The organism is Amycolatopsis sp. WAC 01376 (genome assembly GCF_003947415.1).
Lineage (GTDB): Bacteria > Actinomycetota > Actinomycetes > Mycobacteriales > Pseudonocardiaceae > Amycolatopsis.
On sequence record NZ_QHKL01000011.1, the window covers coordinates 45044 to 60048 of the forward strand.

At 71.7% G+C, this 15005-nt stretch carries 11 protein-coding genes; 5 read left to right on the forward strand and 6 right to left on the reverse strand.

Features of this window, described 5'->3' with window-relative positions; genetic code table 11:
- Positions 1-97: 97 nt before the first annotated feature.
- Positions 98-748 (forward strand): hypothetical protein, encoded by a 651-nt coding sequence (locus tag DMH03_RS42745; RefSeq protein ID WP_233611843.1) that lies wholly within the window; start codon positions 98-100, stop codon positions 746-748.
- A gap of 111 nt (positions 749-859) precedes the next feature.
- On the opposite strand, the gene DMH03_RS38610 is transcribed toward DMH03_RS42745, so the two are convergent.
- From DMH03_RS38610 to DMH03_RS38630, 5 genes are all read right to left on the reverse strand, one after another.
- Positions 860-1843: a TerC/Alx family metal homeostasis membrane protein gene (locus tag DMH03_RS38610; RefSeq protein WP_125796951.1), complete on the reverse strand. Its 984-nt coding sequence runs from the start codon at positions 1841-1843 to the stop codon at positions 860-862.
- A gap of 156 nt (positions 1844-1999) precedes the next feature.
- Complete coding sequence (locus DMH03_RS38615; protein WP_125796952.1) at positions 2000-2803, reverse strand: LLM class flavin-dependent oxidoreductase; 804 nt, start codon at positions 2801-2803, stop codon at positions 2000-2002.
- 66 nt (positions 2804-2869) lie between these two features.
- Positions 2870-4120 carry a glycosyltransferase gene (locus tag DMH03_RS38620; RefSeq protein ID WP_125796953.1) on the reverse strand — a complete coding sequence of 417 codons (1251 nt, stop codon included), beginning with the start codon at positions 4118-4120 and terminating at the stop codon, positions 2870-2872.
- Positions 4117-4950, reverse strand: coding sequence for an SDR family NAD(P)-dependent oxidoreductase (locus DMH03_RS38625; RefSeq protein ID WP_125796954.1), 834 nt, complete (start codon positions 4948-4950; stop codon positions 4117-4119). Before DMH03_RS38625 ends, DMH03_RS38620 begins: the two co-directional genes overlap by 4 nt.
- On the reverse strand, positions 4947-5981 hold the full coding sequence (locus DMH03_RS38630) for an alpha/beta hydrolase family protein (protein WP_125796955.1): 1035 nt from the start codon (positions 5979-5981) through the stop codon (positions 4947-4949). The genes DMH03_RS38625 and DMH03_RS38630 overlap by 4 nt, the downstream gene beginning before the upstream one ends.
- Before the next feature lie 447 nt (positions 5982-6428).
- Between DMH03_RS38630 and DMH03_RS38635 the strand changes: the two genes are divergently transcribed.
- From DMH03_RS38635 to DMH03_RS38650, 4 genes are read left to right on the forward strand one after another with little or no spacing between them, the layout of a single operon-like run.
- Entirely contained in the window at positions 6429-7097 is a 669-nt protein-coding gene (locus DMH03_RS38635) for a hypothetical protein (RefSeq protein ID WP_125796956.1), read from the forward strand.
- A 26-nt stretch (positions 7098-7123) separates the two neighbouring features.
- A complete protein-coding gene (locus tag DMH03_RS38640; protein WP_199749192.1) occupies positions 7124-8866 on the forward strand; it encodes a fatty acyl-AMP ligase in 1743 nt (580 codons plus the stop codon).
- Entirely contained in the window at positions 8863-13065 is a 4203-nt protein-coding gene (locus DMH03_RS38645; RefSeq protein ID WP_125796957.1) for a type I polyketide synthase, read from the forward strand. Before DMH03_RS38640 ends, DMH03_RS38645 begins: the two co-directional genes overlap by 4 nt.
- Positions 13062-14552, forward strand: a complete 1491-nt coding sequence (locus DMH03_RS38650) for an MFS transporter (RefSeq protein WP_125796958.1) — start codon at positions 13062-13064, stop codon at positions 14550-14552. The genes DMH03_RS38645 and DMH03_RS38650 overlap by 4 nt, the downstream gene beginning before the upstream one ends.
- Here DMH03_RS38650 and DMH03_RS38655 read toward each other — a convergent pair.
- Positions 14527-14946 carry a VOC family protein gene (locus tag DMH03_RS38655; protein WP_125796959.1) on the reverse strand — a complete coding sequence of 140 codons (420 nt, stop codon included), beginning with the start codon at positions 14944-14946 and terminating at the stop codon, positions 14527-14529. The genes DMH03_RS38650 and DMH03_RS38655 overlap by 26 nt on opposite strands.
- Positions 14947-15005 lie beyond the last annotated feature (59 nt).

Here is a 15005-nt window from a genome sequence, read left to right on the forward strand (position 1 = left end):
TTTCACCATTTCCTGGGATTTCTCCCCGTGCAAAGGACCGATTTCTTTCTCGTGGGACGGGGCGGCCATTACCTCGGTCAGCGCCCCCAGTGGACAGGTGGCGGCGACGGTGCCGGGCAACGCGGCACCCGGCAGTCACACGGTCTCCGGCACCTGCACGAACGCGCGGACCGGTCAGCCGCTGACCGGCGGCGCGAACTTCCGGGTGACCGGGACCGTGACCACGGCGCCGCCGACGACGAAGGTGCCTCCGACGACGAAGCCGACCGTCCCGGTGACCACACCGACCCGGCCGGGGACGACCACCACCCCGGTCACCACTACCGCCCCGCCCACGACGACACCACCGTCCACAACGGACACTCCCCCGCCGCCGACCGGCGTCCCGTCGTCGAGCAGCAGCACGCCGCCGGGGCCGAACGACCTCGTCCTCGACCGTCCGAGCGTGCAACCCGGCGACCGGCTGTCCGCGACGGGCAAGGGCTGCACGCCCGGCGAACGCGTCACCCTGACGTCGGACGGCGCGCGCGTCGGCGGTGCCTACGCCGACGGCACTGGCGCCTTCACCGCGGACGTGGAGTTCACGCGGATCGAAGCGGGCAAGCACACCGTCGTCGCGGACTGCGGCGTGCGCTTGACCGGCGCCGTCGAGCAGGTCGTGACCAGTTCGTCCGGCGGGCACAGCGGCACCATGGTGGTGCTGGTGTTCTTCGTGCTGGCCGGGATCACCGTGATCCGATTCCCCTGACCCTCAGCGCGGTGGCCGCATCGCCGCGAAGACCAGCAGCAACGCGGCGAGGAAGAGGGCGGCGGCCGCCACGTCGATCAGGAAGCCGACGACGAGTCCGGTGATCATCGCTCACTCCTTTGCCGTCCGGGCGGCTTCGCGACGTCGTGCGTACAGGCTGGTGAACGAGACCGTGGCGAGGACGGCGACGATCACGCCCAGCGAGACCGGGGTCGGGACCTGTGGCACGCCCGGCCAGATCCCGTGCGCCCAGTGCAGGACCAGCTTCACCCCGATGAAGGCGAGGATGATCGCCAGGCCGTGGTTCAGGTGGATCAGCTTCGCGAGCGCCGAATGGAGCACGAAGTACAGGGCACGCAGACCCATCAGGGCGAAGGCGTTGGTGGCGAACACGAGGTACGGGTCTTCGGTGATGCCGTAGACGGCGGGCACCGAGTCGACCGCGAACACGACGTCGGTGGCGAAGACCGCGACGACCACGACAGCCAGCGGGGTGAGCGCGCGGCGCCCGTGTTCACGCACGGTCAGCCGGGTGCCGCGGTAGTCGTCGGTGACCGGCATCAGCCTGCGCAGCAACCGGACCGACCGCAGCTGCGAAAGATCCATCTCGGCCGGGCCGTCGGACATGGCCTCGCGCAGGATCTTGATCGCCGAGACCAGCAGGATCACGCCGAAAACGAGGAAGGCCCAGGTGCCGGCCGACAGCATCGCGGCACCGGCCGCGATGAACACGCCGCGGAGCACCAGCGCGCCCACGATGCCGTACAGCAGCACACGTTGCTGCACGGCGGGCGGGACCGCGAAGGCGGCGAGCAGCAGCATGAAGACGAACAGGTTGTCCACCGACAGGGACTTCTCGACGACGAAACCCGTCATGAACTCGAGCGCCTGGCCGCCACCGAACTCGAGCCACAGCCAGAGCCCGAACACGACCGGGAGCGCCAAGTAGAAGACCGACCAGCCGACAGCCTCCCGCATCGACACCTCGTGCGGGCGGCGGGTGACGGCGAAATCGGCGACGAGCAGTCCCAGCAGGACGGCGATGCTGATCGCCCACAACCCCGGCGATCCCACGGTTGCCACGGACTCGGGCATGAAGCCTCCTCGAACTCGAAGTTCGAGGTCTCCTTCACCCGATGGGCGGCCTCCCGGGGACACAACGGAGTGTCCGTATTGACCGGGCAGACCCTTGGGAAGTACTCCCCTCGCCGGTCCAGTATCGCACTTGGTAAAGAGTTATTAAAGACCGGGTCAAGCGGGGCCCTCCCGCAGCACGCCGCGCACCGCGTCGACGGACAGGTCGTCCCACGGGAATTCGGCCATCCACCAGGTCGCCCCCGCCCGCTCGTACGGCGCGAGATCCGTGCCCGCGGGGACACCGATGGCGAAGTCGTACGGCTTCTCCGTGTCCTCGCGCCACCCGGTGATCGTCTCGACCACTTCGGCGAACTCGTCCGCGTGCGGCAGGTGCACCGGGAAGAACCCGTCGTACCGCGCGGCCCTGCGCATCGGTTTCGTCTTCCCGGGGAAGCCAGCCAGCCAGACTGGGATCGGGCGCGCGGGACGAGGCAGGAAGGTGATGTCGTCGACCGTGTAGTGCGTGCCGTGATGCCGCACCGGCTCACCGGACCAGGCGGCGGTGAGGATCTCGAGCGACTCGTCCAGCATCTCGCCGCGTTTGCGGTCGTCCGGCTCGTCGCCGGTCTTCGAGAACTCCCCGCCGAAGCGGTCGCTGCCGAGCCCCGCGCCGAGGATCAGCCGTCCGTCACCCAACCGGTCCAAGGTGGCCGTCTCGCGGGCGAGCTTGACCGGGCGGCGGCGGGCCAGTGGCGTGACCATCGGACCGAAGACGAGGCTCTCGGTGGCGGACGCGACGGCGGCGAGGGTGATCCACGGATCGGCGACGGCGCGCACCGGCTCGCGCCAGCGGACGTGGTCCCAGACGAACAGACCGTGCCAGCCCGCCTCCTCGGCCTCGGCGGCGAGGCGCGCGATGATCACCGGATCGGCCAGTTCGTCGAAGATCGGCAGCCAGAGAGCTGAGCGCAGGTTCATGCCTGCGACCGTACGACTCGTGAGTTACGCCTTCAATCACGTGAGTTCCGTGTCTGGACACGCGAATCACGCCTTCCGGCGCAGGAGGGGAGAACCTTCCCGCAGCACCTCCCGGGCTCGCGCCACCCCGTCCTCCTCGCGCAACCGGCCGGCGACGTACTGCGCGCCGCGGCGGAACAGGAGGTTGCCGGACAGTTCCAGCAGCCGCGCGGTCAAGGAGTCCTCGGTGAGTTCCCGTAACGGGAGCGGACGTGGTCCGGCGCCGAGCCGGAAAACCCGGTCACCCCAGTAGGGCTGGTCGGAGAAGACCGGGCAGACCAGCAACGGGACGCCGGCGCGCAACGCCGCCGCGGTCGTGCCCGCGCCGCCGTGATGCACCACCGCCGCGGTGCGTGGGAAGAGCCACGCGTGCGGCACGTCCCCGATCGTCAGCAGATCGTCTTCGTCGGCCACGGCATCGGTGCCGAGCAGCCCGCGCAGCCCTACGCGGCGAAATGCCGTGCGGACGGCGGAGAACGTCCGCTCCGCCTCCGACGGCCGCATGCTGCCGAAACCGATGTACACCGGCGGTGGCCCGGAGGCGAGGAAGTCCCGCAGTCGCGGGTCCGGCCGCCACTCGGCGGGGGTGTCGAGAAACCAGTACCCGGTGACGTGGACCCTGGCGGGCCAATCGTTCGGCCTGGGCACCACGGCGTCGGAAAATCCGCACAGCACCGGGGTTTCCGTCCGGCGGGGCCCGCGTATGCCTGCCCTCGGCAGGCCGAGTGACCGTTCCCGCCACCGGTCCACTTCGGGACGCAGCACCTGCCACGCGACGGTGTCGACGGCGCGAAAGCTCAGCCGGCGGCCACACGGCCCGGTCTTGGCCGCCCACGGCAGCAGCGGATGCGCGAACGCACCCGTCGGCACGCTGGGCTGATAGTGCAGTTCGACGTCGGGGACGCCGAGCGAGGCGCCCAGATGCGCGCCGAGGAATCCCAGCGTCGGGGCGAGTACGAGGTCCGCGCCCTCCGCTCCTCGGTGGACGTCGGCCAGCAGACGCTCCAGCACCGGGGCCAGCGCACCTCGCAGTCCGCGCAGGAAGGCCGCGGGATTGCGCCCGCCCTCGGTCCATTCGCGTCCACCGGCCGAACCGAGGACCTCGCCGGGGTCGGCCGAGAGCGGCGCGAAGTCCAGGCCGTGCCCGGTCACCAGCGTCCGGAACCGCTCGGCCGCCAGCACGCGTACCCGATCACCGTCGAGACCACGCCCCAAGGCGATACACGGCTGGACGTCGCCCCGCGAACCGGGAGCGACGATCACCACGAGCCGGGTCACCGCTTCGCCGCCGTCAACCGGTAGCGGAGGCGGAACGGCAGGTTCGCCAGCACCGCCGCGACACGCGCGTCCCGGCCGACCAAGTACCGCGGCGCGGGACGACGAGCGGTCAGCGCGTGGACCACGACCCGCGCCGCCCGCTCGGGCGGCACACCGTTCCGAGCGGATCGCTCCGCGCTGCGTTCGGCTTCCTCCAGTTGCGCCCCATACCTTTCGCGCGCGGCCTCCGGAAGGGCGGCGCGCACCTCCTCGGCGGCGGCGCGGGCGCGCGGCCAGATCGAGGTCGCGACCGCGCCGGGCTCGACGAGGACGACGCCTATCCCGGACGGGACCAGTTCGGCGCGCAGGCTGTCGGTCAAGCCGACCAGGGCGAACTTCGACGTGTGATACGGCCCGACCATCGGCCCGGCGATGCGCCCGCCCATCGATCCGACGGTCACCACCCTGGCGGCGGACGCGGCACGCAGCGCGGGCAGCATCGCCTGCGTGACGGCGAGCTGACCGGTGACGTTGACCTCCAGTTGCTGCCGGAAATCCTCGAGCGGCACGTGTTCCAGCGGTCCGGGCCTGGCCATCCCGGCGTTGTTCACCAGTCCCCGCAGCGGACCCGCCGCCGCGACCTTCTCCCCGCAGGCCGCGATCGACGCCGCGTCCCGGAGATCCATTCGCAGCACGGTGACCGCTTCGCCGTAGGTGCGAGCAAGGTCCGTTTCGTCCGCATCGGTGCGCACACTGGCCCAGACGTGCGCACCCCTCCGGACGAGTTCGGTCACGCAGGCGCGGCCGATCCCGCTCGACGCCCCGGTGACCACAAAGGACGGACGGGTCACGACGCCTCCCCAGTCTTCACCGGCGCCGAGAGCGCGCTCAGCATCCGCGGCCAGGTCTTGTGCAGCTGGTCCTGCCAGTACGCCCAGTGATGCGTGCCCGGACCGTAGAAATCCGTCTTGACCGGGACGCCGAGCCGGTTCAGCCGGTCCGCCATCGCGGTGGTCTGGCCGGCGCAGAGGAATTCGAGCAGCATCGCGCCGGGCAGCACGTCGACCGGGAGTTTCCCATCGAACGGTCCCGGCAGGCCGTTGCCCGTCGACAGGTACAGCTCGGTGCCGCGCAGGCGGTCGGCGTTCACCAGCGGATCGTGCGCGTCCCAGCGGGACGCCTCGCGCCGCCGATCGCCCCAGAGCGCTTCGGGATCCTGCCGGGCCGAAGCGACGATCGCGCTGGTCAGCAACTCGCCGTACGGACCGGTGGGGTTGAGATTCCCGCTGAACGACCCGGCGAAGCGGAACACTCCCGGCCGCCGGGCGGCGAGTTCCACCGCGCCGTATCCGCCGAGGGAGAGGCCCGCCGCGACCCGCCGCCCGTCCCCGCGATAGCCGCGGTCGATCAGCTGCGGGATCTCGACCGCGGTGAACGTCTCCCACTGGTTGAGCACGACGTCCTTGCCGTAATTCCACCAGTCGGAAAAGAACCCCGCGGAACCGGAGCCCGGCATCACCACCAGCACGCCGGAGTCGTCGGCGAGTTTCCGGATGTCGGTGTTGGCCGTCCAGCCGCGATAGTCCTGCAACCGCGTCTCCCCGGCGAGCAGGTACACGGCAGGCCACTTGCGGTCCGGTTCGGCGGCCCATCGCGACGGCAGGATCAGCCGGACCATCGCGTAGCTGCCGACGCCGACCGAGCGCACGGTGAGATCCAGCGTCCGCGGGTCACCGTCCACTGTGGTCTGGGCGACGACGTGCGAGCCGTCGGCGGGGCGGACGTCCGGGACGCCGCTCTCGGCCCGCGCCGGGGCAGGCAGCAAACACGCCACGGCCGCCAGCGACGCGACGGCCCGCAGCCGCCTCGAAGTAGTGCGCATACGCAATCCTTTGTCCCGGTCGTTCGATCGAATTCGAAAATGTGACGGCGATTACCCGCAAAAGAAATCCGGAGGTGCCGACACATTAAGCGGACGGGACCCTTCCAGGCAATTGTCCTGCCCACAATCCGGGAGGACAATGTGAATGCCAGGGAAACAAGAAATGTGTCCGCCTCCCCCATCAGGGTGACCCGCCACTCACGGACAGTGAGCGAGTGTGGCACGGTGGTACCAAACTTGCTCGCGCACCAGCGAGAACCCCGGAATACGCAGGTCACCCCCTGTACACGAAGGACATTTACGTTCTCTTGACGGCTTCCGGTATTCGATTTCCCGTCGTAGCCTTCGTCGTGCCGCCCGGGTTCGGCGTCCACTGACGTGACCCCGGCGCCTGCGTCCCACCGAGGGGACCACGACTCCATCAGGACCCTTCCGAAAGGGCTATTCATGGCTGCCCGAATTCGCGCGCTCATCGTCTCCGCCGCCGCGGTCGCGACCATTTCCGGAGCATCGGGAGAATCGATACAGGCGGCCGCGGCGCCGCCCGCACCCGCCGTTCCGCCCGCCGCGGTCCTACCACCGGAAGCTGTCCCGCACGCGTCCGCGCGTGACGGCTTCGACCTCCGCGCGGCACTGTCCACTTCGGACCCGAAGGCTCGGAAGGAGAGCCGGATCGACGTCGACGGCTGCGAGGACGTCGTCCACGGCAGGCTGGTCGGCACCGACGCCACCGGCCAGGGTTTCCAGTCCGCCGTGCCCGGCGGGCAGGTCTCCGAACTCGTCGCGCGCACGACGAACCCGCCCGATCTGACGGCATGGGCCGCGCAGGCCGGGCGGTGCTCGAAGGTGACGGTCGACGACGCGGCCGGTACCGCGGTGTCGACCGTCACCGTCCACCCCGCTCCCGCCGTTCCGGGCGCGAAAACCCTTTCCTATCAACAACTCCTGACGCTCCCCGGACAGCCCCCCGAACTGCCGGGACTGCGTCTGCGCACCGTCGCCATCGCCGCCGACGACGTACTGGTCGTGCTTCGTGACGCCGGGACCACCGGCCTCGATCTCGACGCCCTCGCCGTCGCCGCCTGGCGGCACGCCGCCGGACCGCTCGGCCGCTGAATCCCCCGAAAACCTGAGGAGACGCCATGTCCCTGGCCCCCGAAAACCTGCCGGCCACGGCCGGCCCCACCCTCCCCGCCTGCCTCCGGCATTGGGCGGACACCGACGGCGACCGCCCCGCGGTGACCTTCACCGACTTCGCGACCGACCGCGCCGGGCGGCGGCGGACCCTGACCTGGAAGCAGCTCCAGGAACGTGTCGACGCCGTCGCGGGGGCGCTGCCGGTCCGGCCCGGTGATCGGGTGGCGGTGCTGTGCCCGCAGAGCACCGAGTACGTCGTCGCGTTCCTCGGCGCGATCACCGCGGGGGCGATCGCCGTCCCGCTGTTCGACCCCGGGCTGCCGGCGGCCGCCGGACGGCTCGCCGCGGTGCTGACCGACTGCTCCCCCACCGCGGTGGTCACCACCGCCGCGGCCGAGGACGCGGTCCGCGAGTTCCTGGCCGGTCTGCCCGGCGGCGAACGCGTCGCCGTCGTCGCGGCCGACAAGCCCGCCGCGGGCCCGGTCCGCGCGTGGCCCGCCCCGGCGCCGTCACCGGACGAGGTGGCGTACCTGCAGTACACGTCCGGCTCGACCCGCAGCCCGGCGGGAGTGGTGCTGACCCACGCCAACGTGCTGGCCAACGTCAGCCAGGCGGTACACGGGCTCGGCATGGACGCGTCGGGGACCACGGTGTCGTGGCTGCCCCTGTTCCACGACATGGGTCTCGTGCTCGGCCTGATCACGCCGCTGGCGTTGGGCATGCGGTCGGTGCTGATGGATCCGCTGGCCTTCATCGAGCGCCCGGTGCGCTGGCTGGAGTTGCTCGGCGACCACAACGGGAGCTGGAGCGCGGCCCCGAACTTCGCGTTCCACTACGCCGCGAGCCGGGTGCGCGAGGAGGACCGCGCCAAACTGCGCCTCGACCGGGTCGCCGCGATCGTCAACGGCGCGGAGCCGATCAACCCTGACGTCCTCGACCGGTTCCACGCGGCCTTCGCCGATTCCGGTTACCTGCCGGAGAAGACGCGTCCCGCGTACGGGCTGGCCGAGGCGACGGTCTTCGTCACCACCGGCCCCGCCACTCCCCCGCGTGTCACGACTTTCGACCGTGCCGCGCTGGGCGCGGGGACGGCGCGTCAGGCGGAAACCGGTCTCCGGCTGGTCGCGTGCGGCGTCCCGGTGGGTCAGCACGTCGCGTTGGTCGACCCGGAAACCGGTGTCGCGCTGGAGGACGGCTCGGTCGGCGAGATCTGGGTCCACGGCCCCAACGTCGGCACGGGCTACTGGCAGAAGCCCCTGGAAAGCACCGAAACCTTCGGCGCCCGGCTGACCGGGGACCACAGTGGACTACCCGGCGGGCCGTGGCTGCGCACCGGCGACCTCGGTGTCCGGCACGACGGCGAGGTCTACATCGCCGGCCGGATCAAGGATCTGCTCATCGTCGACGGCCGCAACCACTATCCGCAGGACGTCGAAGCGACGGCGGCCTCGGCCGACCGCGACATCCGCCCCGGCAGTGTCGCCGCGTTCGCCGTCGAAGGCACCGACACCGAAGCCGCGGTCATCGTCGCCGAACACCGCGGTCACACCGCACTGACCACCGAGGACGAACGGGCGCTCGCCGCGGTGATCCGGCGACTTGTTTCGGACGCGCACGGCCTCGCGCTGCGCGCCGTCGTGCTCGTCCCCGCGGGGCTGGTCCCGCGGACCTCCAGCGGCAAGATCGCGCGCGCCGCCTGCCGCGACCGTTACCTCGCAGGCGACTACGGAAAGGCCTTGGTGCGATGAGAAACCCGACGCTCGACACCCCCGCACTGCGCCGCTGGCTGCTCGACACCGTCGCCGAACACCTCGGCGTCGACCCGGCGCGGCTCGAAGCCGATCGCCCGCTCAGCGACTACGGCCTGTCCTCCCGTCAGGCCGTCGGTATCGCCGGCGATCTCGAAAACCTGCTCGGCACCCCGCTCCCGGCGACCCTGCTGTGGGAAAGCCCGACCCTCGACCACCTGGCCCGCTCCCTGACCGGTGGCACCGAACCGGAGCCGGAATCGCCGGGCACGGACCGGCGCCGGACCGACCCGATCGCCGTCGTCGGCCTCGGCTGCCGCTGGCCTGGAGCGGACGGGCTCGACGAGTTCTGGGACCTGCTGCGCAGCGGACGGGACGCCGTCCGGACCGCGCCGCCGGGCCGGTCGGCGGCCGACGCGGCGCCGATCGTCGGCGGTTTCCTGGACGACGTGGCCGGTTTCGACGCCGAGCATTTCGGCATCACCCCGCGTGAAGCGTCCACAATGGACCCGCAACAGCGGATGCTGCTGGAGGTGGCCTGGGCGGCGCTGGAACATGCCGGGATCGCCCCGGCTTCCCTGCGCGGCAGCCGGACCGGCGTGTTCACCGGGATCTCCACTCACGACTACGGGCACCTCACGATGGCGGGCGGCGGAGTCGACCTGTGGACGGCGACCGGTGCGGCCGGGAGCATCTCGGCCAACCGGCTCTCCTACGTCTACGACCTGCGCGGGCCGAGTATGGCGGTGGACACCGCCTGCTCCTCGTCGCTGGTCGCGGTGCACCACGCGGTGCGCGCGCTGCGCGACGGCGAGGCGGATCTGGCGCTGGCGGGTGGGGTGAACCTCATGCTGCTGCCCGGACCGACGGCCGCGTTCGCCGCCGCGGGACTGCTGGCGGGGGACGGCCGGTGCAAGACCTTCGCCGCGGGCGCCGACGGTATCGCGCGTGCCGAAGGCTGCGGCGTCGTCGTGCTCAAGCGGCTGGCGGACGCCGAGTACGACGGCGACCGGGTGCTGGCGGTGATCCGCTCGACCGCGGTCAACTCCGACGGCCGTTCCCAGGGCATGGCGGCGCCGAACCCCGTCGCCCAGCAGGACATGCTGCGCACGGCGTACCACGGCGCCCGGCTCGATCCGTCCACTGTGGACTACATCGAGGCGCACGGCACCGGCACGCTGCTCGGCGACCCGATCGAGGCCCGCTCCCTCGGCGCCGTCCTCGGCAAGGACCGCCCGGCCGACGCCCCGCTGCTGATCGGCTCGGTGAAGACGAACATCGCGCACGCGGAGGCGGCGGCGGGGATCGCCGGGCTGATCAAGGTCGTGCTCGCGATGACCCACGACGAACTGCCGCCCCAGCTGCACTTCACCGCCCCCAACCCGCACATCCCGTTCGACGACCTGCGCCTGAAGGTGGTGACCGAACCGACGCCGTGGCCACGCCGGTCCGGCCGCGCCACGGCCGGGGTGTCGGCGTTCGGGTTCGGCGGGACCAACGCGCATGTCGTCCTCGAACAGGCCCCTGCCTTGGAACCGTCCCCCGACCGCGAGGACGTCCGGATCGGGCTGCTGTCCGCCCGTACCCGCGACCGTCTCACCGAACGCGCGACCCAGCTGGCGAATTGGCTGGAGTCCTCGGCAACGCCGTCGCTTTCCCTCGCCGACGTCACCCACACGCTGTTCCGGCGCGACAACGGCGGACCGCATCGCGCCGCCGTCGTCGCCGGGGACACCACCGAGCTCGCGGTGCTGCTGCGCGCCGTCGGCACCGGCGCCGATCCGCTGCCCGCGGGCGCTGTCGCCGGCACCACGCGGAGCGGCGACGGGCCGGTGTTCGTGTTCTCCGGCCACGGCTCCCAGTGGGCGGGGATGGGACGCGGGCTGCTGGCCGCCGAGCCCGCCTTCGCCGCCCAGGTCGACAAGCTCCACGACCTGTTCACCGAGCACACCGGCCGATCGCTGCGCGCCCTGCTCACCAGCGCCAAGCCGCTTTCGCTGCCCGGAACCCAGGCCGCCATCTTCGGGACGCAGATCGCGCTGGCCGCCCAATGGGAGGCGCTCGGGGTCCGGCCCGCGGCCGTCGTCGGGCATTCGCTCGGCTCCGCGGCGGCCGCCGTGGTGAGCGGCGTGCTCACTCCCGACGAGGCCGTCCACCTGGTCGCGACCCGCGCCCGGCTCCTGGGCACCATCGGCCCGGGAGGGGCGATGGCCGCGGTGGAACTGGCGCCGGAGGAACTCGACCTGTACCCGGACATCGAACTCGCCGTCGAATCGGCGCCGGGTCAGCTGACCGTCGCCGGGGACGCGACCGTGCTCGAATTGCTCGTCGCGGAACTCGAAGCCGCCGGGCTGACCGCGCGGCTGCTGCCGGTCGAGGTCGCCGGGCACTCCGCCCGCGTCGACCCCATCCTGCCCGCGCTCCGAGAAGCGCTCGACGAGCTGGGCGGCCGCCGTCCGACGGTGCCTTGGTACGACACGGTTCTCCCCGATCCGCGGGAGCTGCCTGACTTCGACGCCGGGTACTGGGCCGCGCATCTGCGCCGTCCGGTGCGGTTCCGGCAGGCCGTGGCGGCCGCCGCCGCGGACGGGCACCGTGTCTTCCTCGAGGTGTCGCCGCATCCGATCCTGCGGGGTTCGGTGGCGAGGACGCTCGAAGCCGAGGGGATCCACGACGCCGTCGTCACCGGAACGCTGCGCCGGGGCCAGGACGAGGTCCGCGCGCTGGGCGCCGCGGCGGCCGAACTGTACTGCGCGGGTACCCGGATCACCCCCGCCGCTCCGGACGACGGCGCCCGCCTGGTCGACGTCCCGCCGATGCCGTGGCGGCACGAACGGCACTGGTACACCGCCGCCGGGGAACCGCCGTCGTTCGCGGCACGCACGCCGGAACCCGAACCCGTACGAAGCGGCGGAGGTGACCGGCTGACCGAGATCGTCGCCGCCGTCATGGGACTGCGGCCCGACCGTATCGACGCCGACGTCCCGCTGGTGGAACTCGGACTGGACTCCCTGATGGCGAACCGGATCCGGGAGGCCGTCCGCCGGGAGTTCGGCACCGAACCCGACGCCGTCAGCGTGCTCCGCGGTGCCACTCTCGCCGATCTCAGCCGCGACCTCACGCCGCGCGAGGACGAAGAACCGCTCCCGGCCCGCGGCCGTGCCTGGGACGCGGCCGACCGACTGGTCCTGCGCCTGTGGCAGGAGCACACCGGGATCGACGCGGGCGGCACGCAGGTCCGGCTGACCGAGACCGGCACCCCGGACCGGCTGGCCGAACTGCTCGCCGAGGGGCTCAGCGCCGAACTCGACACGCCCGTCAACGCCGCCGAACTCCGGCGGCACGACTCCCTCGCGGCCATCGCCGACGTCGCCCGCGCCGTCCTGGACACGAGGGAGGAGCGGGGGCCGGTCCACGTCCTCACTCGTGGTGAAACCGGGGTCGCGCCGCTGCTGCTGTTCCACCCCGGAGGCAGCACCTGCACCGTGTACCGGCCGCTGCTGGACCGGCTGCCTGCCTCGGTGCCGTGCGTCGGCTTCGAACGCGTTCCCGGTGTCGGCATCGAGGAACGCGTCGAACAGCTCCTGCCGTTGGTACGGGAACAAGGTCGCGACCGGCCGTACCGGCTGGCGGGCTGGTCGTTCGGCGGAGCGCTGGCCTACGGCGTCGCCGCGCGACTGGCCGAGGAAGGCGAAGAGGTCGAGTTCGTCGCGCTGATCGACACCATGCTCCCGCTTCCGGAGCCGGATCTCGATCCGCGCGCGTCGTCCGCCCGGCGTTTCCTGCGATTCACCGGCTACGTCGAAGGGACCTACGGCCGCGAAGTCCGACTCGGGCACGAGGAGCTGGCGCCGCTGCCCGAAGAGGAGCAGATCGAGCTGACCATGCGGCGGGTCGCCGAAGCGGGCCTGCTCAGCCCCGGCGTGCTCCGGCACCAACGTCAGTCCTTTTTGGACACACTGGCGGCCGAACGCGGTACGCCCCGCCGCTACGACGGCCGCGTCGTGCTCTACCGGGCGATCGAGCAGTACGCGGCCGGGCTGGCGATGGAACCCCGGTATTCCCGCACGGATCTCGCGGCGGGCTGGGCGGAACTGTGCCCAGGGCTGGAGATCGTGCCGGTCGAGGCGCATCACCTGTCGGTGGTCGACCCGCCTCACGTCGACGTCGTCGCGAGGCATCTGACGGGACTCCTGTGACCACGGCCCGGGCCGAGCGAGCGGTCATCCGCGCCTGGCCGCTGCTGGCGGTGCTCGGTGCCGGGCTCTTCCTCGTGGCGGTGGACGCGACCGTGCTGCACGTCGCGTTGCCCGACCTCGTCCGGCAGCTACGGCCCGGCGCGGCGGCGCAGGTGTGGATCGTGGCGATCTACCCGCTGACCGCCGCGCCGCTGCTGCTGCCGTTCGGCACCCTCGGCGACCGGTACGGGCGACGACGTGTGCTGGTCTCCGGGTACATCGTGTTCGGTGTCGCGTCGCTCGGCTGCGCGTTCGCGCCCAACGTCCCGGTACTGCTGGGTTTCCGCGCGCTGCTCGGCTGCGGCGGCGCGATGATCATGCCGGTGACGATGTCGCTGCTCCGCGAGCTCTTCCCGGAGCAGCGGCACCGCCGCACGGCGATCGCGGTGTGCAGCGGGATCGCGGGCACCGGCTCGGTGTTCGGGCCGATCCTCGGCGGGGTGCTCGTCGAGGCGTGGGGCTGGCGGGCCACGTTCCTGCTGAATCCGCCGGTGATCCTGGCGGCGGTGGTACTGGCGCTGCGGTGGCTCCCCCGCAACCCGCCGGGGCGGCGGCCGTGGGACGCGCTCAGCGCCGCCCTCGCGGCGGGCGGTGTCCTCGGTATCGCGTTCGCCGTCGGGCAGCCGGGCTCCTGGACGACGGCCGCGGTTTCGGGCGTGACCGGCTGTGTCCTCATCGGACTGTTCCTGCGCCGCCAGCGCCGGACCGATCCGCCGCTGCTGGACCTCACCCTGTTCCGGCGGCCGGGAGTGCGGGCCGCGGTCGGCGGGGTGCTGCTGGTGATGAGCACGCTGGTCGGGCTCGGTCTGCTGTTCGCCCAGTACCTCCAGGTGGTGCTCGGTCTCTCGCCGACGGCGGCGGCGTCCCGGCTGCTCCTGGTGCTGGGCGCGTCGGCCGTCGGCAGCGTCGTGGCCCCTTCGCTGCTGGGACGGTTCGGCAACGCGCGGGTCCGCACGGCCGGGTTCGCGGTGACGGCGGTGTCGTTGCTGGTCCCGGCGGCGGGTTCGGCCGCGCTGACGTCGCCGGTGCTGCTCGGCATCGGCATGACAGGACTGGGACTGGGTATGGCGCTCGCGCTCACTTCGAGCACCGACACCCTGCTTTCGGCGACCTCGGCGGACCAGGCGGGCGGCGCCGCGGCGGTGGAGAAGACGGGCTACGAACTCGGCGCCGGTTTCGGGACGACGGTCTTCGGTTCCCTGGCGGCCGCGGTGTACGCGGGGCACCTGGCCGTCCCGGCCGGGGTGCCCGAACCGGCGCGGGCGCTCGCCTTGTCGGGGCCGGCTCAAGCCGAAGCGGCTGCCTCGGGCTTGACGTCGCGTTTGGCCGGCGAAGTGCTCGACGCCGCTCGGATCGCTTGCACCACCGGACTGCAGGTGTCGGCGGCCGTCGCTTGTGGACTGTTCGTGGTGGCCGTCCTCGTCAGCTCGGGCGTGCGTCGTCGATGAACTGCTCGGCGAACTCCCCGGTCGGCGGGATCTCCTGGATCACGTCGATCAGCACGCCGTTGGGGTCGGCGACGATGAAGTGCCGCTGCCCGAACTCCTCGCTGCGCAAGGAAAGTGCCTCGGGCAGCCCCGCCTCCACGACCAGCCGCCGGTGTTCGGCGTCGACGTCTTCGACCTCGAAGTTCAGCAACAGTCCCTGCACGGGTTTGCCCGCCCCCGCGGGAATGGTGTCGTGCCCGGAAGCGAGGATCGCGAGCTCCCACTCGCCGCGTTTGAGGCTGACGTACCAGTCGGCCTCGAAGGTGAGCTCGAAGCCGAAGTGGCCGCAGTAGAAGTCCCGCGTCTCGGCGATCTTCTCGGTCATGAGAACGGGATAGAAGCTGGTCAGACGCATGATGCCACCTTGCCTCGTGAACAATACCGACTGTCGGTTTGTTTTGTCGAAGTTAGCCA

Excerpts from the sequence above, each read along its gene's own strand:
- DMH03_RS38630 (WP_125796955.1), bottom strand. The coding sequence starts at position 5,981 with ATGCGCACTACTTCGAGGCGGCTGCGGGCCGTCGCGTCGCTGGCGGCC.
- DMH03_RS38640 (WP_199749192.1), top strand. The coding sequence starts at position 7,124 with ATGTCCCTGGCCCCCGAAAACCTGCCGGCCACGGCCGGCCCCACCCTC.
- DMH03_RS38635 (WP_125796956.1), top strand. The coding sequence starts at position 6,429 with ATGGCTGCCCGAATTCGCGCGCTCATCGTCTCCGCCGCCGCGGTCGCG.
- DMH03_RS38610 (WP_125796951.1), bottom strand. The coding sequence starts at position 1,843 with ATGCCCGAGTCCGTGGCAACCGTGGGATCGCCGGGGTTGTGGGCGATC.
- DMH03_RS38645 (WP_125796957.1), top strand. The coding sequence starts at position 8,863 with ATGAGAAACCCGACGCTCGACACCCCCGCACTGCGCCGCTGGCTGCTC.
- DMH03_RS38655 (WP_125796959.1), bottom strand. The coding sequence starts at position 14,946 with ATGCGTCTGACCAGCTTCTATCCCGTTCTCATGACCGAGAAGATCGCC.
- DMH03_RS38615 (WP_125796952.1), bottom strand. The coding sequence starts at position 2,803 with ATGAACCTGCGCTCAGCTCTCTGGCTGCCGATCTTCGACGAACTGGCC.